The organism is Exiguobacterium sp. s36, from assembly GCF_018618345.1.
In the GTDB taxonomy this organism is placed as follows: Bacteria; Bacillota; Bacilli; order Exiguobacteriales; family Exiguobacteriaceae; genus Exiguobacterium; species Exiguobacterium chiriqhucha.
The window spans coordinates 35376-55300 of sequence record NZ_JACSLW010000006.1; the positions used below are offsets into that span (position 1 = coordinate 35376).

The window sequence follows — 19925 nt, forward strand, 5'->3', positions numbered from 1 at the left end:
TGGACATGTGGACTAGAAAAATCATCGCGGCGTCACTTACGACCCCGGTTTATTCGTTCTTGTTGGCATGTTGGGTCGTCATCCCGCAATATCCGGATAGCGGAGGGATAGCGGACACGGTGAACGGGCTTCTCATGTTGACGGCCACCTATTTGTCAGTCAGTTTCCCGGTCATCGTCACGTACGGGGTGTTGACATCAGTGTTCAGCGACTGGGTGGCACGCCGAATGTCGATGCGGTTCGAGCCGCTCGTCTCGTTTGGCTTACATATCGGGTTCGGACTTGTTTTGCTCTGGCTTGGTGCAGGAGCGGCAGTTTTATATTGGATGATTGACCGCTACTTGTCGCATAAAGACTGTCGATTCGAAACGAGACAGGCTTGGTCGAGTCTCATCATCCCAGTCGGTGTCGTAGTGGCGGCTTTTGGCATTGTCTATTTGGGCGGTGTGATGCAAGACGTGATGCATCGTTTATAAGGGTGAAAGTTGGCAGGATAGGGAACAAAGAAAAGACATATTTGCAGAGTTGAAGGAGGAATCGTGATGAAATGGATGATTTATGGGGCGAACGGATATACAGGCGAACTGATTGCCCGTCAAGCGGTGAAACAAGGGATGACACCGGTGCTCGCGGGTCGGCGTGCGGACGCGATCGCCAAGTTCGGGGAGGAGCTCGGGTGCGAGACGCGCGTCTTCAACTTGTCGCTTGATAAGGCGACACGCCAATTGGAAGACATCGACCTCGTGTTACACTGTGCCGGACCGTTCGCCGATACGAGTCGGCCGATGGTCGAGGCGTGTCTCGCCACGAAGACACATTACTTGGATATTACCGGGGAAATCGAGGTGTTCGAATACATCCACTCGAAGAAACGGGCTAAGCTCGCGCAAGAAGCGGGCGTGTTGCTCTGTTCGGGTGTCGGCTTCGACGTGATTCCGACCGACTGTGTGGCCCGGAAGCTGAAAGAGCTGATGCCGGACGCGACGAATCTCGCACTCGGTTTCTCGGCCGCCGCCGGTATCTCACGCGGGACGCTGAAAACAGCCATCCGTGGGCTAGGGTCGAGCAGTGCCGAACGAAAAGATGGCGAATTGACACCGTTTCCGCTGGGCGAGAAACGTCGTCACATCGATTTCGGACGCGGCAAGAAAACGGCCATCGCCATTCCATGGGGAGACGTCTCGACCGCCTATTATACGACGGGCATTCCGAACATCACGACGTGGGTCCCGGTCCCTACGGCTTACGCTTACGGGGCGCGTCTTTTGTCTTGGTTCGGTCCGATTCTCGGCAGCGACGCGGTGCAAGGGAAACTGCTCCGTTATGTTGATGAACATGTGAGCGGACCGGACGAGTCAGAACGGGAACGCTCCTCGACGTATGTCTGGGGCGAAGCGACGAACGCCTCAGGACGTAAAGTGATCGTCCGCATCAAGACGGCGAGCACATATGCCTTTACCGTGTACGGGGCGCTTGAGGTCGTGTCACGACTTGTCAGTTCAGGCCGTGTCATCCCTGGCAGCTTCACACCGGCGATGCTGTTCGGATCACACTTCATCGAAGAGATTGAAGGGTCATCCTCGTTTGTCGTTGACGAGGTCCGGCTTTGAGTGAGCAATGGGATTTAGTCGACGGAGAGCGGCGTCCGCTCGGCAAAACGCACGTGCGCGGCGAACAGTTAGCAGTGGACACGTATCATACCGTCATCGAGGTGTTCACGTTTGATGTGAACGGAAACGTGTTGCTCTCGCAACGCCATCCAGGCAAGACGCACCCACTTCTTTGGGAAGGGACGGGTGGTTCCGTTCTTGCCGGTGAAACGAGCCGTGACGGTGCCATTCGTGAACTTGGTGAAGAGATTGGTCTCTGGATCGAACCTGACCAGTTGGAGTGGGTGGCGACGTTACGCCGCGAGACATATTTTCTAGACCTGTATCGCTATCAAACCGATACTCCGTTGCAACTTGATGACTTGGTGCTTCAGGAAGACGAAGTCGTAGCGGTTCGTCTCGTCGATTGGTCAGAATTGATGGCCCTGGATGATCTCGTCCCATCTGTCCGGGAACGGTTACTTCGATTTGAGTCAGACTTGCGTCTCGCCTTGTAACGGAATCACAATCTGTTCGCAATCGAAGTGTGGTAAACTCAGGGGAGATTAGTGGGGAGGGAACGAGATGAGACGCTTAGAACTAGCCAGGCGGATCGAACGCATCAAAGCGGAAGGGACGTCTGCCTATATTCGGCATCGGAAACAGTCCCCTCCCTATGAAGGTTCGGAATTGATTGTCGAAAACAAAGGCCACGTCTTTCGGATGGGCAATACGAGTTTTGCGGTCGGCTTCGGTTTGAATCGACCGACCAGTTTTTACGATTTGCACCAGATGGAGAAATGGGTACGCGGCAAGAACGTGTCCCGCCTACATATCGAGGTTTGTCCGCTCGCGGACATGTCACTCATTCGGTTGCTCCAAGAGCGAAACTATACGCTCGATCACTTCCTGGACGTGTGGTTGCTCGACGTGAATACGTTCGTATTCCCGGATATGGAGCATGCGGTCGAACGCGTGCACGCCGATAACGTGAACGAGTGGGCTCGAGCCATCGCGGCCGGCTTTGCCGAGACTGGGACGGTCATGCAAGAGACGATCGATACCGCGAAAGGCTTCTACGCGTTACCCGAAAACCAGGCGTTTCTCGTCCGCGAAGGCGAGACGGCCGTCGCCGGCGGGATTCTTGCCGTCCAGGACGGAATGGGCGAACTGTTTTTGACGAGCACGATTCCCGCTTATCGGGGCAGAGGCTATCAGACACAGCTCATCTTGGAACGGATTGCGGCCGCAAAAGCAGCCGGTTGCCAGTACGTGACCGTGACGACGAAAGTCGATACGGCCTCGGGACGGAACATGGAGCGCTTAGGATTCATTCCGTTTTACCAGAAAGCCGTCATGAAAAGCCCAATTCTCAAATAAACAGGTCGCCCCGCAGGGCGACCTGTTGTCTGTTAAAGTAATGATTCGGCACCGTCGACGTACACCTCAGAGCCGGTGACGTGACTCGACATGTTGCTCGCGAAGAACAATACGACGTCCGCGACTTGTTTGGCCGTGCCGGATTTCCCGGCCAACGGTTGATTTCCTTCCGGATACTCGATCGGGATGACGATTTCTTCGAGCAAGGCGTCATCGCGATTCGTCGAGTCATCGATGTTCGTGTCGATGGCCCCCGGGCAAATCGAGTTGACGCGAATGCCGAATTGGGCGAGCTCGGCCGCTGCCATTTTGGCGAATCCGGTCTGGCCGGCTTTCGTCGTCGCATAGCCGCTGAACCCAAAGTTTTTGAAGTAACGGTTTCCGTTGATGGACGACGTGATGATGACACTGCCGCCTCGTTCTTTTAAATGAGGGATGGCATGTTTCACCGTCAAGAACGTGCCCGTCAAGTTCGTCTCGACGACACCGTTCCAATCTTCGAGCGACAAGTGCTCGATTGGTGTGATCGTGCCGTTTCGTCCTGCGTTCGCGAAGACGATGTCGACGCGGCCGAAACGTTCAACCGTCTGCTCGTACGCTCGTTTCATCTCGTCTTCGTTCCCCACATCGGCACTGATGCCGATGGCACGTTCTTCTCCAATCAGAGTCGCAAGTTGTTCCGCGTCTTCTAAGTTCAAATCGACGATGGCGACTTTCGCCCCGGCTTGGACGAACCGGATGACAGTGGCACGTCCGATTCCAGATGCCGCGCCTGTGATGAAGGCGACCTTCCCCGATAACAATGTATTTGAAATCATTCAATTCGCTCCTTTCAGCTTCCTGTTCTCATATTCCACCGTTCTATAAAACCTAAGCCCGTTTTCTGAAAAAAGGTGAAACGACTCAATCGGGTTGAACGTGAATCGATACCGCGATTTTCAACTTGGCGTCGCGATCGAGTTCGACCGTGACGACTTGTCCGACCCGGAGTTGTTGCACATCGTTCGCTTCTCCTGTCACTTTCGTTCGTTCGTTGATTAATATCGTCTGCAGCGTTAACTCGTCGTCTGACAAGTCATGTGGTCCAATCATCAGCTGTGGGATGTCAATCTGTTCGATTCGTCCTTCGATTTGATGGTCGTCCCGTGTGCTGATCCAATAAACAGCAACTAAAAAAAGACCGATAAATGCCAGAGCAAAGATGAGTCGGGTTCTCATGGTGTTCCTCCTCTGTGCGATTCCGGTACGATGGTTTTCAATAGTTATTTACCCGGTTTGCAGGAATTCTATAGTGTCTTTTTGACAGGATTTTCAATTGTTGACGCGGAATAAAACAAGACAATTTGAAGAGTGGAGGCGCTGAGGATGGTTCTAATCGGAATGATTGGATTAATCGTTTTAGGATTGGTGGCATTCGGCTGGTGGACAATCGGGTTTCCACGGCGACGGATGTGGGGTGGCGCGTTATTGCTCGGCATTGCCTTTGTCTTTTCGCCACTGTTGCTCGTCGTGAGCGGGGAACGCTTCGGATTTGATGGCATAGTCGCCGGATTGGTCGGGTTGTCCTGTGTCATCGGAGGCGGTTTCTTCTTTCTCACACTTGGTTGGACCGGACGGCCGCAGAAAATCCGAAAAGCACGGACCCTTTCGGAAGACCCTGATTTGTTTTGAACTAGGTTGTCATCCGACTCTTGAAACTCGTACAGTGAAGGCATCGCACTTGATGGAGGGATGACTGTGTTAACGAAGAAGCACCCCCCGGCGCTACGACCGGGAGACACGATTGGAATCATCACACCGTCGTTCCCGGCACCGGCACGGTTCCCGGAACGATACACGCGCGGAATCGAACAACTGAAACGGATGGGGTTCATCGTTCGTGAAGGCTCATGCACGCATCGTTCGGAAGGATATCGCTCGGCCTCGATTCAAGAGCGGGCCGAAGAGGTCAACGTGCTATTGCGTGACCCGGACGTCAAAGCGATCATCAGCACGATTGGCGGCACGAATTCGAACTCGCTATTGCCGTATATCGACTATGAGGCGTTGCGACGTCAGCCGAAAATCATTATGGGCTATAGCGATGTGACAGCACTTCTCCTCGCTTGTTATACGCAGACGGGAGTGACGACGTTTTACGGTCCGGCCATCGTGCCGTCGTTCGGAGAATACGAGACGATGTTTGCCGACGGAGAACGGTATGTGCGAGAGGTGCTCGGTTTAGAACGGACGGCACCGTATACGCTCGATGTGCCCCGAGAGTGGACCGAGGAGATGATCGATTGGTCGACCCAGGACCGGGAGAAGACGTTCCGTCCAAATGACGGATGGCTAACCCTTCGAGACGGACAGGCCCGCGGCAAGCTGATTGGTGGGAACATGAACACGATGACCGGCTTTTTGAAGTCTGATTATTTCCCTGATGTGACCGGTGCGATTCTCTTTTTAGAAGACTCGTTCAAGACGATGGCGGACGAGGAGCGTTCCCTCAGCATGCTCAAGCTCGCCGGGGTGTTCGACGTCATCAGCGGTCTCGTCATCGGAAAGCATGAACATTTCGATGCGGCCGGCGCGCCGTTTTCATTTGAGGACTTGTTGCTCGAAGTGCTCGGAGACGTCGACTTCCCGATTTTGACGAACGTCGATATCGGGCATACGTTCCCGTCCCATGTGTTTCCGATTGGCATCGAGGTTGAACTTGACGCGACGGCGGGAACGATCACATTTTTAGAGAACGGGGTGACGTCATGATCGAGTTCATTACAATCGTCGACCACCGTCGGAAGAAAATCGGATTGAAATCACGGGCAGACGTTCATCGGGACGGGGATTGGCATGAGACGTTCCACTGCTGGATGATGGATCACGACCGCCTCTTGTTACAGCTTCGCAGCGATACGAAGGCGGACTTCCCCGCGTTGTTCGATATCACGGCCGCCGGGCACTTGACCGCCGGGGAGACCGTTCGTGACGGGGTGCGCGAGATTCAAGAAGAGTTAGGACTCGAATTGACGTTCGATCAACTGACCCCGCTCGGCGTCTTCGAAGACGTCATCGAGACGGATACGTTTTTAGACCGCGAGTTCGCCCATACGTATGTCTATGCGTATGATGGCGAAGCGTTCACGTTGGACGAAGCGGAAGTGGCCGATGTCGTCTCGGTCGAGATCACGGCGCTGCACGCACTTATTGACGGGACGCAATCCGAGGTGGAGACAACATCGGTCATCTCGGGAGAGACACGGGTCGTGACGAAACGCGATCTCGTACCACACCCGACCAACTACTGGGAGCAAGTGCTGGCGGGTGTAAAAACCGCTCAAGAGGAACGCCATGATTGAAGTCCTATGGCAACTGCTTCACGTCGTGCTGGTGGTCGGGATGGGCGGCTTGCTCATTTGGTGTTTTCGTAAGTAAAGAGGGGGAAGAAAGATGAAAACAGGACCAGACACAATCCCGCTCGGCTTGGAGACGGCGCGTCTGTATTTACGGGCACCGCTCGCCGATACGGATGCGCGTGTCGTTAACGAGTCGATTCGGAGATCGCATGAAGAGTTGAAGCGATGGCTCCCGTTCGCGCAAGACGTACCGACGTTGTCTGAGACGGAAGCGAATTTACAACGGGCGCAAGAATTGTACGGAACAGGCGAAAGTTTCCGGTATCTCATCTTTTTACGGGAGACGGGGACGTTCGTGGGGACGGTCAGCCTGTTCGGGATTGATTGGGACGTCCCGAAAGCGGAAATCGGGTATTGGCTCGATTCGACGCATACCGGTCGTGGCTATATGACGGAAGCGGTCGAGGCGGTCGTCCGTTTCGGTTGCGCCCAGTTCGATTTCAAACGGATCGAGATTCGCTGCGAGTCGACAAACGAAGGCAGTCGCTTGATTCCGGAACGGCTCGGCTTTCAGCTAGAAGGCATGCTCCGGAACGAAGACTTGTCCGCTGATGGGATACGACTGACGGACACGGCCGTGTATGGCCTGTTGCCAGGCGAACTTAGACCGCTAGCGACATGATGCGCTGCGGGCCGATGGGGCCGTCGATTCGGCGCTTCGTGTCGATGAAGCCGACCGTCTGATAAAGGGAAAAGGCGGCTTCGTTTTTCAGATTGACCGATAGCACGACCTCGTGTTTATGAGGGAAGTGGGCTCGTACATAGTTCGGCAACTGGTGGAGTGCCGCTTTGGCATGGCCGTTCCCTTGCGCCGAACGGTTAATCGAGAACATCGAGAGCAACAATGCGTCGTCTGCCTCTGTATACGAGGCGACCCGTTCCGTATCATGGAGCAAAAAGAAGCCGACGGGCTCCTCGGCCACGATGACGATAGGATGAATCCCGTCTAAGAGGGGGGAATCGAGGTCGATCGGGAGTGTCGTATATTTTTCTTGATCGAGCGGTAACGTGAATGTGTTCAAGATGGGCCAATGGGCCTCTCGAAGTGGTTCGAGTCTCGTCGTCATGATGAATCCTCCTCCATGATTAGCTGTCTCCACCAGTATACCGAAATATAAGTGAAGGGAACGAACACGTGATGCATCCAGTGATTTCTTATGTCCAACATCCACCGCTCCAAGATTTGTATCGAGCCTTCATGGACGGCTTTTCCGATTACATGATTCGCTTTGACATGAATGAGGCCCAGTTCGAGGCCGTTTTCCTCGTCCGCGATCAAAACCAGCCGACGCGTTCCGTCGTCGCCTATGCGGACGGTCGGCCTGTTGCCGTCATGTTGAGCGGCGTGGCGCACCTCGATACGGGATGGGTCACTCGTTGCGGCGGCTTGGCCGTCGCCCCTGATTATCGACATCTCGGCATCGCACACGAATTGATGCGACAGTTCGATGAACAGGCGACTGGGAAGCGTCTGCTCGAGGTCATTCAAGGGAACGATCCCGCGCTCGCCCTCTATGACCGACTCGGGTACCGTGTCGTCCGAGAGATTATGTACTTTCAATCCGTACCGACCGAGACGAACGCGACACGGGAACCGGCACCGATCCTTGAACTGTTCGATACGTATTATCCGGCAGCGGGGCACACACCGATTTGGCAAGTCGATGTCCGCACAACGCAACAACAGACCGAGCTCGTGCGAGTGAGGGAAGGGGAGACGAGCGGAGCACTGCTCTTCCGGGGCAGTCTGTTGCTGGATGTGTTCGGTCGCGACGAGGACGCCGCGTGGTTATTGCGTGCGGCCGCGGCCGAAGGGCCGATTCGACTCACGTTGACGTCGGATCGCCCGGCGTTGCTCTCGGCAGCGCGACAGCTCGGGTTCGTCCAGGACGAGATTGCTCAATTCGAGATGATCAAGCCCGGGATAGAGACGTAATGCGCGTCCTGTTGCCTGTCCTCATGCTCGGTCTGATTGTCGGGAACTTGTTCACGATTCTCGGCCTGACAACGAATCTACCATCGGGCCTGAATCGACTCTTTTTGTTCGGCGGACCGGCGCTGACCATCCTCGCTGCCGTCAGTATCATCGTCATCGTCCTACAACGAAGGCGATGATGTGAAATTTCAATGAAGTTTATGGATGGCGAGTTCACTGTTTTGATATGTTCGACATACAAATGAAATGCTTCATATATTGAACTTTTCAGACGTGGATGCTATATTCGCACTTGTAGCTTTTTAATCAAGCTAGCGAATCATCCAATCTGGAGGTTTTATCAATATATGTGGAAACAACTACTCGTCACCTTCGGTACAGGCGTCCTGATTCTATCAGGGACTTCAGCCGTATCCGCGGATCAAATTACCCCGCAAGACCTCGTCAAGACGACGAAATCGCTTCAACAGACCGAACAACGGATTCAAACGTCGAAACAATCGGTCGCCAAAGCCAAACGTCACGTCGAAACGATCGATCAGAGCGCGAAAGCAATCGATCAGAAGATTGAGCAGACCAAATCGAAACTCGCGTCATTCGAGACGGCATTGAATCCGGAGACAGCTGACAAGTCTCTATTCAAACAAGTGTTGTCAACCGTGCTCCCGAGCGCCAAGGCAGAGGCGGCGGAGTCTGAAGAGACGAAGCGTGATTTGCAAGCCAAACAAGCTGAGACGAAACAATCATTAAAAGCGCTTGAGAGCAAACGGGCGGACGTGAAAGCAGAGCGACAACAAGCCCGCTCGGCTCACGTGGCTGCCTATAAGCAGTTGAAAGGGCAAGCGGCCCAATTGAAAGACTTGAAGCAACAAACGGCGGCGCTTGCGCCTGACAAGTTTATGATGCCAGCGACCGGACGTCTGTCACAAGGTTACGGACCGGCAAGCGGCCAGTTCGGATATACGTTCCATAACGGGCTCGATATCGCGGCGAACGTCGGCACACCGATTTATGCGGCGGCGGCTGGGACGGTCACGGACGTCAAATCAGGCGGCCTGTATGGGAAACACGTCTTCATCGAGCATGAAATCGATGGTCAAAAGTGGACGACGGTCTACGCCCATATGCATAAAATCGAAGTGAAGACAGGCCAGACGTTGCTCCAAGGCGAAGGCATTGGCCAAATCGGCAACACGGGCAACTCGTCAGGTCCGCACCTCCATTTCGAAGTGCATCAAGGAGAATATGCTTATTCATCAAGTTCGGCCGGCAACACGGTCAACCCGATGGATGTCGCCGAAGTGCTCGGTGGCGCGTCGCCCATCAAAGCGACGTATTGACGCAACGATTCGTTGCGTCATTTTTTTGTGTCTCCCTTCTCATCATGGGTCGCGCGCAGTTCGATTAATTTCCGGAACGCCTCGTCACGGTCGAACGTACTGAACCAGCGGAAGTCGTCGTGGTCGAGAATCCGGTAATGTTGACTGACCATATTCTGTTGAATCCGGTATTTCCCTTGATGCTCAATCGTCGTCCACCAGACGTGTCCGCCCAACGTTTTCGTCGCCAGGCTCGGGTCGGTATGGGCGACGAGACGAATGAACTCGATTGGTTGATCCCCAATCAACGAATGGAGATATGGGCTTTGATTGAATAGAGCGCAGATGGCGACCGTCGTCGTCCAGTTCGCGTTCAGACGTCGCTTCTCGATTTGAATCAACGTTTTTTTCGAGATGCCGACGAGCGTACATAGTTCTTCTTGCGATAATCCTTGCTCGGTACGAATCAGTTTGAGCTTGCTTGAAATCAGTTCGGAAAACGTTTCTTTTGTATGCATACCTGCTCCTAAAGTGTATTTTTACACAGTGTATCACGCGGTATAGAAAGATGGAAGATATCGGATGAAGAAGGGCGTTTCCTCGAGCCATCAAAAAAGCGAAAGGAGAGGGACTCCTTTCGCTCGGTCACTGACTGATGTTATTCACGTGTCGGGTCATGATTGCCCTCGCTATCGGCAATCGTGTCCGAACTCCCGAAATCTTCGACTTGGCTGAACGCATCCGTGCTTTGGCCTGGTTCGTCGGTCCCATCGAGTTGTTTCCGGGCAGCCGTCTCAGATGGATTGAGCACGTCCTCTTCGACCGGACGTTCGCGGTCGGTCAAGTGCTCGTTCTCTTCTTGCTCGCGCGCGTGCTGGATGCAGAGCGTCGCCTCAGGGATGATTTCAAGACGGTCCAACTCGATGTCTTCGCCGCACACCTCACATTTTCCATACGTCCCATTCTCGATGGCGAGCAACGCCTTGTCGACGTCACTCAAGAACTCTTCATCGAGCTCAGTTAGCGCTTGGTCGCGTTCGCGCAAGAATAATTCTTCTCCTGAGTCTGCCGGATGGTTATCGTAGTGGGACAGTTCCCCTTCGTCATATACTTCTTCCCGATTTTCCATATATCCTTCGGTCTTCGCTTTCTCTTTTAATAGACGTTCTTTGAACGTATCAATCTGCTGTTGTGTCAACATGCGGTCCACTCTCCAGTTCTGATTTCATTAATATTAGCATTTCCCATTTTGCGACGGTACAAACCTTTCGATTGGCGAAGGTGATTTCTAAACGATTTGAAAAACGGGTATGATTAAAGAGACGGAACGATTATTGTGAAGGAGGGAATGGACCATGAGAAAAGTAGAGGTCGTCCCGTATGATCCGATATGGGAGACGAAATTCAAGGAAGAGGCGTCCAAACTCGAACGCTTGTTTGAAGGGGAAATCGTCGCCATTCATCACATCGGAAGCACGTCGGTGCCGGGACTCGATGCGAAACCGATTATCGACATCATGCCGGTCGTACGAGAAATCGAGCGGATTGATGAATGGGTCGGGCACATGGAGGCACTCGGGTATCGAAGTTTCGGCGAGCATGGGATTCCGAGACGGCGCTTCTTCGCTAAAGGAGAAGACGTCCGGACGATTCACGTCCATATGTTCGAGGAAGGGGATGAAGGCGTGACCCGCCATCTCGCGTTCCGCGATTATTTGATGACGTTCCCAGACGTACGGGACGAGTATGCGGCGCTTAAACAACAATTGGCGAGCCAGCATCCGGAAGATATCGAGAGCTATATCCAAGGAAAACAAGACTGGGTATCCGCGACCGAGCAGGAGGCGACGTTGTGGTATATGTCTCGCCAACAAATTTGAAACATTTTACCGTTTCATCTCGTACAGAAAACTAATCAGTTGAGGGGGGTCATGAGATGAAACGATTTCTCGGGAAATGTATCGAGTACGCGTTTGTCGCACTGTTATTTGTCGGCTTATTTTTTGGATTGCGCTATGGCGTCAATCACTTCGTCGGAACAGACGAGATGCGTGCATACGCCTACCTGTTTCTAGGAACCGCCTTTATCATTTTCCCGGTCTCCTTGTTCGGCGGCTACTTCCTGGCCCGTCCGATTCAACACCGTTTGCACGGCAAAGAGCAGGAAACGACAAACCATACGTTGCGTGGGGATGAAAAGCCGCACGGGGTCACGGAGACGCGGGACTATAAAAATGAAGGTTCGTGGCCGTTATGATGCAGTTGATACGAACCGACGATGCGGCGTTGATTGCGACGTTGAACTGTCCAATCCATGAACATCATCTTCAGTTGGCGCCGGCGTTCTTTGCGCCTTACAATCACGCCTCGATGGAAGCGGCGTTTTCGGAGATGATGGCGCGAGACGATTATCATTTCTTCACGGCAGAGGTCGACGGAGACACAGTCGGCTACGTCTGTTTTCAAGAGCGAGTGAGTGAGGCGAACGCGTTTCGGAAAGCTGTCCGGACACTCTACGTGCATCAAATCAGCATTAACCCGGAGGCGAAGCGGCGAGGGTATGGACGCTTGGTCATGGAAGAAGTGGAACGCTATGCCATCGCACACGGATTTCCGTCAATCGAACTGGATTATTGGTCGGTGAACGAAGCGGCGGCCGCGTTCTATAGCGAAATTGGCTTTCAACCGAAGCGACAGTTCGTCGTGAAGCATCTCTAAAGTAGAAGATTAGTCTTGGCGTACGATAATCACGCCATTTAAACACATACGAGATCGGGGAGGATTTGATGGAGACAGTCATTTTAGTCATCGGTGTCATCGGCACCATTTCGCTCATGTTATTCATGTCGAACCAATGGTTGGGCTATGGCAAAGGCAATATCGTCATGACGCTCGATGAGCATTACACGAACTTGAATGAATATGTGCCGGCGATTTTGACGAAGCTGTATGAAGACGGGAAGTCGGCCCATTATCTCGGCGACCGGAAGTTTGAAGTAGACGGTAAGCGCTATGTCCTCGTCGAACGGACCGTCCCGATCGGTCGCGTCCCGACGCAGCAGACCGTGCTCATGCCAGATAAAAAATAAGCCACGCCCTAGGCGCGGCTTATTTTATTTGACGGCCGGGGGACCGAAACCACCGGCATGGTAGTCGCGGAACGCCTGACGAATCTCCTCTTCGGTGTTCATGACGAACGGACCGTGGGCGATATAGTCTTCCCGAATCGGCTTACCTGAGTAGATGAGCAGTTTCGCACGTGACGTCGCTTTGAGGCGGACCACGCTCTCACCGTCACTCGTCTCATCGTACGTGAGCGTCGCCGCGTGCGTCTTCGCAAGCGGTGTCGCTGATGTTCCGAGTTCGAGGGAACCCGCGAGAACGTAGACGAAAGCGTTATGATTCGTCGGGATGATGTGCTCATAGGCGGCCCCACTCTGTAAGCTCACTTCGCTCATCGTGATGGGGACGAGACTGTCCATCGGTCCGGTCACTCCGGCGATGTCACCCGAATAGACACGCACGTGTCCTCCGTCAATCGGCACGAGCGGTGCCTCTTCGACATATACGTTTTGGTAAGATGTCGTCGTCGTTTTAAGTGTTTTCGGCAAGTTGAGCCATAGTTGAAGCGTATGAATCAAGTCGTCGTCGACGGCCTCCTCGGCATGACGTGCCGCCCAGCCCGCATTCATATATTGAACGTCACCCGCATCTAAAATCGAATGTCCGCCATGGTTGTCGATATGTTCAAGTCGTCCGTCAATCACGTAGGTAATGGTCTGGAAGCCGCGGTGAGGATGGTCAGAGAACGTTCCCCGCTTGAACCAGTCCTCGGCCATCAAGATGAACGGGTCGAACTCGTCTTTTCGTTCCGGAGGCAAGACCCAACCCTGCTGCACGTGCGGATATCCGTTTTGTTTATAGGCGACCGGCCAATGGCTGGCGACGTCGCGCTCGAATCGTTTCGTCATCACACTCTCTCCTTTGCACTGTTTGTTGTCATTGTCGCATAGCGAGCCAAGGAGGCTTTCCGATTTTGCCTATATAACGTGTAAAGCCAGACCGGTGAGCCAGTCTGGCTTGAAAAGTGTCGTCAGTTGTTTGCTTGTCCGATGGAAAGGTCGCGCCACCGTTCGGCATCGGCGCGGAGCAATTTGAAATGTGAGCCTGTCTTCGTGTTTGTCAAAATTACATCGTCTTCCGTGTAACTGAGATCGAACGTTTGAGCACAAATGCCCTCGAACACCGTCAAATAAGGGGTCGGCGCTGGGGTTCCGGCCGTGGCCACGGCTTTTGAGCGATCGATGGCTTGAAACACGAACTGGACGGTCTCGGCGTTGGCATGATGCAAGAACGGTGCATCTTTTGATTCTGTGCCGATTAGAGCCAGTTCATGGGCGACGACGTGACGTCGATTGGCGAATTGTTGCCGCATTTTTGTTTTCAAGCGGTCGCCGTGCAACAACGTCTCTTCTTTATAGGTGATAGAAACGACTTGTTTATAAGGTTTGCCATCGCGGATGAAGGAGAAACTGAACAGTGGATAGCGCTCGTTCGGAACGAGTTTGGTCGGGAGCGTGCTCGCCTGCCGTGCCCCGAGCATTCGATCGTAGGTGGCATCCTGCGGTCGCAGGACGTCCTCATATAACGTCTGATCGGATGACAGATGGAGCCCGTACTGTTGCGTGTCTTGAGACACTTCGGTCCCTAAGCCGAGGGACAGGAACGGTTGACGTGACGATTCGTTGATGGGCAACGTGATGGTCTCACGCGATTCGGGTGACTCGAACGTGAATTCGAACGAACCGTTGAACGGCATCGTCACGTGGACGAGCGTCTGTTCGAAACCGTGACGTTTTGGATAAGGCTCATTGCCGACCGGTTTTTTCATCTCTTCGGTGAAATGGACTTGCTCGTGCGGTTGCGCAACTCGAAGCTTCGACGTCGCGGATGATGAGACGGCTTGGTCGCGGTACGGAGTGAGACTATCCGGCAACGCATCGATTTGTTTCATATAGGTGATGGTGTCGGCTTGGCATTGGACGTAGGTTTGATTTTCCACTTCAAAAAATGTGGCGGTCGGAAAGACTTCGGTCGAGGCCGTGGTCGTAAGCGGTTGGCTCAATTTGACCGTGCCAATCAAGAGACGCTCTCCATCAGGCGCACGGGTGATGGCGTCCTCTGGGTAACAGGCATCAAGGACGTTCGTCCGGTCGGACTCGGTCATCTCGATTTGTTGACCAGAAGGCAGAGAGGCGCGACCTTGATAGTACTCTGGAGCCGTATGTAAACGAAATGCATGTTCTTCTTCGCATCCGAACAGGACGAACAACATGGCGAGCGTACAAAGAATCAGGTACTTTTTCACAGGGTGCACTCCTTTAATGATTAACTTTCATCATTTTAGCACCATTTTTTTGTGACTATAGTCTTAGGAAAATTAATGCGATTTTTTTTAAAAAAATCAAAAAACCCGCTCCACTTGAACTGAACGGGCTTGTTTTACACTTATGGATATGAAATGGAATTTCTCCATTTGACACGTGTCGATTTTTGACGAATGAACGTTGTGATGTAGACGTTCTTGAAAATGACGAAAATCGTCGAAAATAACAAAATGGAATTAAAAAGGGGTTATTTGTTTATTTTTACCTTCAATCCACGTCGCGACCACGGGCCGCCTTCAAAATTTCGAACCATTCTTCTCGCGTCAGGTCAATCTGAAGCGCATCGACGGCGGTCCGAACTCGTTCAATTTTCCCAGATCCGACGATCGGCATGATCTTGGCCGGGTGCTTCAAGAGCCACGCGTAGACGACGGCGTCGATGCCGCCCGCTTGATGTCGATCGCTGATTTCCTCCAATTTTTCACGAAGCGGTGCGTAAGCGGCCTCGGTGAACAGTTGTCCGCCGGCGAGAGGGCTCCACGCCATGAGTGGCATCCGTTTCTCGTGGCATAGGTCGACAGTACCATCTTCAAAATGCTTCAGTTGCATCGGTGAGAGCTCAAGCTGGTTCGTCACGAGTTGGAACGGTAAACGTGACTGTAACAACTGTTGGGTTGCCGGCACATGGTTCGAGACGCCGAACGTACGCACTTTTCCGCTTCGTTGCAACGTGATGAACGCCTCGGCGACTTCGTCCGGGTCCATGAGCGGGTCGGGACGGTGAATCAAAAGCGTGTCAATCTGATCGATGGCGAGCTCCTGTAGCGAGCGCTCGGCTTGACGGATGATATGTTCTTTCGTCGTATCATAATGGTTGATGGATTGGCCAGGGTTGAAAGAGCCTGTCAGCTTGATGCCGGTCTTCGTCACAATCTCGATTTGATCGCGGAGTGATGGCTTGAGACGAAGCGCTTCGCCGAACAATCCTTCACACGTATAGCCACCGTATATATCAGCGTGATCGAACGTCGTGATGCCGAGTTCGATACATTGTTCGATGAAAGTGAGGCGTTCCTGCGGGCTCATGTCCCATTCGGCCAAACGCCACATGCCGTGAATGATTCGTGAGAATGATAAGTCTTCTGTCAGTTCGATGCGTTGCATGGTAAGTTCCTCCTCATTGTTTGTCGCTTTCATTATAAGGATAAAACAGGAGGGCGTCACTTTTGGGGCGTATTGGAAGGACATGAACCGAGTCAAACTAAAGCGATTTCAGTTATGATGAGACAGAGATGATTAGAAAAAGAGGAGTGACTTATGAATCATTACGAACAATATGCGAACGTCACGTTTGAGCAACAAGGTCAGGAAACATACGTGACCGCCGCTCATGCCGATCTCGAACTGCACGGGATTGGGCGCAGTGCCGCCGTGTTTCGCATAAAAGACACGCGACTCGTCATCAAAGTGTTCTTTCCGGATTATACGCATATCGCAGCTGAAGAGGCTGTGATTTATCGAACGCTCGAAGGGTTACCTCAATTCCCACGCTTGTATGAAGCAGGTGTGAATTATATCGTCATCGACTACATCGAGGGCAAGACGCTATTCGAATGTTTGACGGAAGGGATTTGGATTGATGCGTCGTACATTCAGCAAGTCGATGCAGCGCTCATCGCGGCACGAAACCTCGGGCTGACGCCGTCGGACGTTCATTTGCGCAATTTGATTTTGACGCCGGAAGGCCGTATTTATTTAATCGACTTGGCCCGCTTCCGCCAAGGACAGCACGTCGATCACCAATGGGAAGATTTGAAGCGGATGTATCGGTTTTATCGGCTCCGTTTCATGCCGAAGCGCTATTCAGAGCGTTTGTTGAACGGAGTCGCCTATTTATACCGCACGTTTGTGAACGATCCGAGACACTAGTCGACGGTCGTTTTTCTTTTGAAGATTAGGGAACAAAGAGGATGTGACTGTCACTTCGTTTTGGAAAAGGAGGCTGATTGTATGCATCGGATTTATGCAAATGAACTGGAGACGTTACGTGACTGTGTGGAGACGTGTAATTACTGTCTCGAGTCGTGCCTGGAAGAACATGACGTCAAGATGATGGTTGACTGCATCCGGCTCGACCGGGAGTGCGCCGCCATCTGTTCGTTTCTCGCCGAGGCGATGACGCGAGATTCGGCGTTCGTGCCCGAACTCGCCCGGGCTTGTGCGGTCGTCTGTAAGGCGTGTGCCCAGGAATGCGAGAAACATAAGCATGCCCATTGCCAAGAATGTGCGCGCGTCTGCGTCGAGTGCGCCTCGATGTGCGATCGTTTGGCAGCATAATGTGAAAAGTCAGTCAAAACGGCTGACTTTTTTATGTGGGAGCGAATCGCCAGGTGTATTTTGAAATCGAGATAAGTATAATGAAGAAAACGTATGAAAGTGGTGTTCTCATGATTCGCAATTGTCGTCGAGATGATCTTCAAGCTGTTTTACATATTTATAACGATGCCATCGTCAACAGTACCGCCGTCTATCACTACGAACCGGTGACGCTTCAAAATCGAATCGCTTGGTACGAGGAGAAAAAAGCGGCCGGACTTCCCATCATCGTATGGGAGGAAGGGGACGTCGTGATGGGCTTTGCCACGTTTGGACCGTTTCGTCCTTGGCCGGCCTATCATTATACGGTCGAACACTCGGTGTACGTCCATCCTGGATACCGCAGCAAAGGCATCGGCAACAAGTTGCTCCGAGAAATTATCCGGATCGGTGAAGAGCGGGATGTGAAGACGATGATTGGTGGCATCGATGCAGCCAATATCGCGAGCGTCAAAGCACATGAAAAGTTAGGGTTCGTCCATTCCGGTACGATTAAAAAAGCCGGCTACAAGTTCGGGAAGTGGCTCGACTTATCGTTTTATCAACTCGATTTGAAAGGCCCCGAGGCTCCGCAAGAAGGCTGACCGCTAGCTGTCGACGTTCCGAAAATACGGTATACTGGGGACAGTGAATCGAATGGAGGAATCAGCATGACAGAACTACCGAATTGTCCGAAGTGTCAATCGTCTTATGTGTATGAGGACGGGAGCTTGCTCGTCTGTCCAGAATGTGCGTACGAGTGGTCACCGAGTGAGGCGGCTGAAGCAGAAGCGGACGCGCAAATCAAAGACGCGAACGGAAACGTGCTCCAAGACGGGGACACGGTCACGGTCATCAAAGATTTAAAGGTGAAAGGGACGTCGCTCGTCGTCAAACAAGGCACGAAAGTGAAAGGCATCCGTCTCGTCGACGGGGACCATGACATCGACTGCAAGATTGACGGCTTCGGTGCGATGAAGCTCAAATCGGAGTTCGTGAAAAAAATCTAAAAAAGCGTGTTGATCCGTTCGCGGACCAACACGCTTTTTGCTGTTTATGAAAAGAATGGTTTGTATTCGCGGCGTTCGTGCATGACGGATACCCATTGGAGCGTCGTGAACTCCTCAAGCACCCATTCGCCGTTGAAACGGCCAAGACCAGAATCTTTCTCACCACCGAACGGCAAGTGCGGCTCATCGTTCACCGATTGGTCGTTGACGTGAATCATCCCCGTCTCGACTTGGCGTGCGAATTCGGTCGCGCGATAGATTGAACCGTGGACGGCACCGCTCAGTCCGTATGGCAACTCGTTCGAGAGTTTCAGCGCCTCGGCGTCATCTTTGAACGACAGAATGACGGCGACCGGTCCGAAAATCTCATTTTTTGCGAGTGGCATGTCATTCGTGACACCGCTCACGACGGTCGGCTCGAGCACGTTCCCGTCAGCGTTGCCGCCGACCTGGAGCGTCGCACCGGCGTCGACCGTCTGCTTGATTTGATCGAGGATGCGGTCGACTTGATCGTGATCGATGAGCGGCCCGACTTGTGTATCCGATTCGTTCGGGTTGCCGAACTTCAAGGCGCGAACCCGCTCCACAAATTTTTCAAGGAACGCATCGTGAATCGACTCGGCGACGAGAATCCGGTTCGTCGACATACAGATTTGCCCTTGATGATAGAACTTCGAGTAGACGGCCGATTCGACGGCACGGTCGATGTCGGCGTCGTCTAACACGACGAAGACGTTATTCCCGCCGAGTTCGAGCGCTGTTTTCTTCAACAGGCGTCCGGCCTTCTCGGCGATGCCTTTGCCGACCTCGGTCGAACCAGTGAACGAAATGAGTTTTGGCACCGGATGCTCGACGATGGCGTCCCCGATCTCCGAACCGCGACCGACGACGACGTTCAAGACGCCTTTCGGAAGACCCGCCTCTTCAAATAACGAGGCGAACAGGAGACCACCTGTGACCGGTGTCGCTGTCGCCGGTTTGACGACGACGGTATTGCCCGTCGCGAGCGCGGAGACGATTGAGCGGACCGCGAGGTGGAACGGGAAGTTCCATGGGCTGATGACGCCGATGACACCGAGCGGTTTCCGGTAAACCCGATTCTCTTTGTTCGGGACGATTGACGGCTTGATGAGTCCGTCCATGCGGAACGGGAACGTCGCCGCTTCTTTGATGATCGCCATCGATGCTAAAAATTCACCTTCTGCTTTGATACGTGTGCTACCCGATTCTTTGACGAGCCACTCGATGATGTCTTCTTTATGTTGTAACGTCACTTCGGCGAACTTCTCAATCAAGGCCCGTCGATTTTGTGGCAGCATCGTCGCCCATTCGGTTTGTGCTTCTTTCGCAACGGCATAAGCCTTGTCGAGATCAGACTCGTCGGCCGAACGAATCGAGAACAATGTCTCGTCCGTGAACGGGTTGGTGTTATCGATCGATTTGTCGCTTGATCCTTCGACCCATTGGCCATCAATGTACATCTTCGTAAAATCGGTATGCATGTTCAAACACTCCTTTATCTTTTTGCTTCACCTTAAGAAGTATTCACCT

General features: G+C 53.0%; 28 protein-coding genes. 19 read left to right on the forward strand and 9 right to left on the reverse strand.

Going from position 1 to position 19925, the window contains the following annotated elements; translation table 11 throughout:
• The first annotated feature begins 5 nt into the window (after positions 1-5).
• The 4 genes from KNP95_RS12415 to KNP95_RS12430 all read left to right on the forward strand — a co-directional run bounded on the left by KNP95_RS12415 (position 6) and on the right by KNP95_RS12430 (position 2969).
• Positions 6-476, forward strand: a complete 471-nt coding sequence (locus KNP95_RS12415; RefSeq protein ID WP_131472161.1) for a hypothetical protein — start codon at positions 6-8, stop codon at positions 474-476.
• Between the two features lie 66 nt (positions 477-542).
• Positions 543-1610: a saccharopine dehydrogenase family protein gene (locus KNP95_RS12420; RefSeq protein WP_214837460.1), complete on the forward strand. Its 1068-nt coding sequence runs from the start codon at positions 543-545 to the stop codon at positions 1608-1610.
• Positions 1607-2107 carry an NUDIX hydrolase gene (locus tag KNP95_RS12425; protein WP_035385626.1) on the forward strand — a complete coding sequence of 167 codons (501 nt, stop codon included), beginning with the start codon at positions 1607-1609 and terminating at the stop codon, positions 2105-2107. The genes KNP95_RS12420 and KNP95_RS12425 overlap by 4 nt, the downstream gene beginning before the upstream one ends.
• A 67-nt stretch (positions 2108-2174) precedes the next feature.
• On the forward strand, positions 2175-2969 hold the full coding sequence (locus tag KNP95_RS12430; protein ID WP_021065887.1) for a GNAT family N-acetyltransferase: 795 nt from the start codon (positions 2175-2177) through the stop codon (positions 2967-2969).
• Between the two features lie 32 nt (positions 2970-3001).
• Here KNP95_RS12430 and KNP95_RS12435 read toward each other — a convergent pair whose 3' ends face one another.
• Together KNP95_RS12435 and KNP95_RS12440 are read right to left on the reverse strand one after the other, a co-directional pair.
• The gene (locus KNP95_RS12435; RefSeq protein WP_021065888.1) at positions 3002-3787 is read right to left on the reverse strand and encodes an SDR family oxidoreductase; all 786 of its coding nucleotides are present in this window, start codon (positions 3785-3787) and stop codon (positions 3002-3004) included.
• A gap of 85 nt (positions 3788-3872) precedes the next feature.
• The gene (locus KNP95_RS12440) at positions 3873-4187 is read right to left on the reverse strand and encodes a hypothetical protein (protein WP_214718927.1); all 315 of its coding nucleotides are present in this window, start codon (positions 4185-4187) and stop codon (positions 3873-3875) included.
• Between the two features lie 147 nt (positions 4188-4334).
• Here KNP95_RS12440 and KNP95_RS12445 point away from each other — a divergent pair, with 147 nt between their 5' ends.
• From KNP95_RS12445 to KNP95_RS12460, 4 genes are all read left to right on the forward strand, one after another.
• On the forward strand, positions 4335-4640 hold the full coding sequence (locus KNP95_RS12445) for a hypothetical protein (RefSeq protein ID WP_214837463.1): 306 nt from the start codon (positions 4335-4337) through the stop codon (positions 4638-4640).
• Between the two features lie 66 nt (positions 4641-4706).
• Positions 4707-5720: a S66 family peptidase gene (locus KNP95_RS12450; protein ID WP_353048994.1), complete on the forward strand. Its 1014-nt coding sequence runs from the start codon at positions 4707-4709 to the stop codon at positions 5718-5720.
• Positions 5717-6310: an NUDIX hydrolase gene (locus KNP95_RS12455; protein ID WP_214837469.1), complete on the forward strand. Its 594-nt coding sequence runs from the start codon at positions 5717-5719 to the stop codon at positions 6308-6310. Before KNP95_RS12450 ends, KNP95_RS12455 begins: the two co-directional genes overlap by 4 nt.
• A 91-nt stretch (positions 6311-6401) precedes the next feature.
• The gene (locus tag KNP95_RS12460; protein ID WP_214837472.1) at positions 6402-6989 is read left to right on the forward strand and encodes a GNAT family N-acetyltransferase; all 588 of its coding nucleotides are present in this window, start codon (positions 6402-6404) and stop codon (positions 6987-6989) included.
• Here the strand turns inward: KNP95_RS12460 and KNP95_RS12465 are convergent.
• Complete coding sequence (locus tag KNP95_RS12465; RefSeq protein WP_214837475.1) at positions 6970-7434, reverse strand: GNAT family N-acetyltransferase; 465 nt, start codon at positions 7432-7434, stop codon at positions 6970-6972. The genes KNP95_RS12460 and KNP95_RS12465 overlap by 20 nt on opposite strands.
• A gap of 71 nt (positions 7435-7505) precedes the next feature.
• On the opposite strand from KNP95_RS12465, the gene KNP95_RS12470 reads away from it, so the two are divergent.
• The 3 genes from KNP95_RS12470 to KNP95_RS12480 all read left to right on the forward strand — a co-directional run bounded on the left by KNP95_RS12470 (position 7506) and on the right by KNP95_RS12480 (position 9643).
• The gene (locus KNP95_RS12470) at positions 7506-8303 is read left to right on the forward strand and encodes a GNAT family N-acetyltransferase (RefSeq protein WP_214837479.1); all 798 of its coding nucleotides are present in this window, start codon (positions 7506-7508) and stop codon (positions 8301-8303) included.
• Positions 8303-8482, forward strand: coding sequence for a hypothetical protein (locus KNP95_RS12475; RefSeq protein ID WP_214837482.1), 180 nt, complete (start codon positions 8303-8305; stop codon positions 8480-8482). Before KNP95_RS12470 ends, KNP95_RS12475 begins: the two co-directional genes overlap by 1 nt.
• A gap of 168 nt (positions 8483-8650) precedes the next feature.
• Positions 8651-9643, forward strand: coding sequence for a M23 family metallopeptidase (locus tag KNP95_RS12480; RefSeq protein ID WP_214837485.1), 993 nt, complete (start codon positions 8651-8653; stop codon positions 9641-9643).
• Positions 9644-9660: 17 nt separating this feature from the next.
• Here the strand turns inward: KNP95_RS12480 and KNP95_RS12485 are convergent, their stop codons facing one another.
• On the reverse strand, positions 9661-10140 hold the full coding sequence (locus tag KNP95_RS12485) for a helix-turn-helix transcriptional regulator (RefSeq protein WP_029594482.1): 480 nt from the start codon (positions 10138-10140) through the stop codon (positions 9661-9663).
• A 140-nt stretch (positions 10141-10280) separates the two neighbouring features.
• Positions 10281-10823 (reverse strand): TraR/DksA C4-type zinc finger protein, encoded by a 543-nt coding sequence (locus KNP95_RS12490; RefSeq protein ID WP_021065899.1) that lies wholly within the window; start codon positions 10821-10823, stop codon positions 10281-10283.
• Positions 10824-10977: 154 nt separating this feature from the next.
• Between KNP95_RS12490 and KNP95_RS12495 the strand changes: the two genes are divergently transcribed.
• From KNP95_RS12495 to KNP95_RS12510, 4 genes are all read left to right on the forward strand, one after another.
• Positions 10978-11502, forward strand: a complete 525-nt coding sequence (locus tag KNP95_RS12495; protein ID WP_021065900.1) for a GrpB family protein — start codon at positions 10978-10980, stop codon at positions 11500-11502.
• 56 nt (positions 11503-11558) lie between these two features.
• Positions 11559-11879 (forward strand): hypothetical protein, encoded by a 321-nt coding sequence (locus tag KNP95_RS12500; RefSeq protein WP_029594483.1) that lies wholly within the window; start codon positions 11559-11561, stop codon positions 11877-11879.
• On the forward strand, positions 11879-12340 hold the full coding sequence (locus tag KNP95_RS12505) for a GNAT family N-acetyltransferase (protein ID WP_165569441.1): 462 nt from the start codon (positions 11879-11881) through the stop codon (positions 12338-12340). The genes KNP95_RS12500 and KNP95_RS12505 overlap by 1 nt, the downstream gene beginning before the upstream one ends.
• A 68-nt stretch (positions 12341-12408) precedes the next feature.
• Positions 12409-12711 (forward strand): hypothetical protein, encoded by a 303-nt coding sequence (locus KNP95_RS12510; protein WP_029594486.1) that lies wholly within the window; start codon positions 12409-12411, stop codon positions 12709-12711.
• Positions 12712-12735: 24 nt separating this feature from the next.
• Here the strand turns inward: KNP95_RS12510 and KNP95_RS12515 are convergent, their stop codons facing one another.
• From KNP95_RS12515 to KNP95_RS12525, 3 genes are all read right to left on the reverse strand, one after another.
• The gene (locus KNP95_RS12515; protein ID WP_021065904.1) at positions 12736-13593 is read right to left on the reverse strand and encodes a pirin family protein; all 858 of its coding nucleotides are present in this window, start codon (positions 13591-13593) and stop codon (positions 12736-12738) included.
• A 122-nt stretch (positions 13594-13715) separates the two neighbouring features.
• Positions 13716-14990, reverse strand: a complete 1275-nt coding sequence (locus tag KNP95_RS12520) for a hypothetical protein (protein WP_029594487.1) — start codon at positions 14988-14990, stop codon at positions 13716-13718.
• Between the two features lie 286 nt (positions 14991-15276).
• Positions 15277-16173, reverse strand: a complete 897-nt coding sequence (locus KNP95_RS12525; protein WP_021065906.1) for an aldo/keto reductase — start codon at positions 16171-16173, stop codon at positions 15277-15279.
• 153 nt (positions 16174-16326) lie between these two features.
• On the opposite strand from KNP95_RS12525, the gene KNP95_RS12530 reads away from it, so the two are divergent.
• The 4 genes from KNP95_RS12530 (at position 16327) to KNP95_RS12545 (ending at position 18374) form a co-directional block, all read left to right on the forward strand.
• Positions 16327-16938, forward strand: coding sequence for a serine/threonine protein kinase (locus KNP95_RS12530; protein ID WP_029594488.1), 612 nt, complete (start codon positions 16327-16329; stop codon positions 16936-16938).
• A gap of 81 nt (positions 16939-17019) precedes the next feature.
• Positions 17020-17346 (forward strand): four-helix bundle copper-binding protein, encoded by a 327-nt coding sequence (locus tag KNP95_RS12535; RefSeq protein ID WP_021065908.1) that lies wholly within the window; start codon positions 17020-17022, stop codon positions 17344-17346.
• A gap of 110 nt (positions 17347-17456) precedes the next feature.
• On the forward strand, positions 17457-17969 hold the full coding sequence (locus KNP95_RS12540; protein WP_029594490.1) for a GNAT family N-acetyltransferase: 513 nt from the start codon (positions 17457-17459) through the stop codon (positions 17967-17969).
• A 66-nt stretch (positions 17970-18035) separates the two neighbouring features.
• Positions 18036-18374, forward strand: a complete 339-nt coding sequence (locus KNP95_RS12545; RefSeq protein WP_214837490.1) for a zinc ribbon domain-containing protein YjdM — start codon at positions 18036-18038, stop codon at positions 18372-18374.
• Positions 18375-18418: 44 nt separating this feature from the next.
• On the opposite strand, the gene KNP95_RS12550 is transcribed toward KNP95_RS12545, so the two are convergent.
• The gene (locus tag KNP95_RS12550) at positions 18419-19876 is read right to left on the reverse strand and encodes an aldehyde dehydrogenase family protein (protein WP_029594491.1); all 1458 of its coding nucleotides are present in this window, start codon (positions 19874-19876) and stop codon (positions 18419-18421) included.
• Positions 19877-19925: the final 49 nt, after the last annotated feature.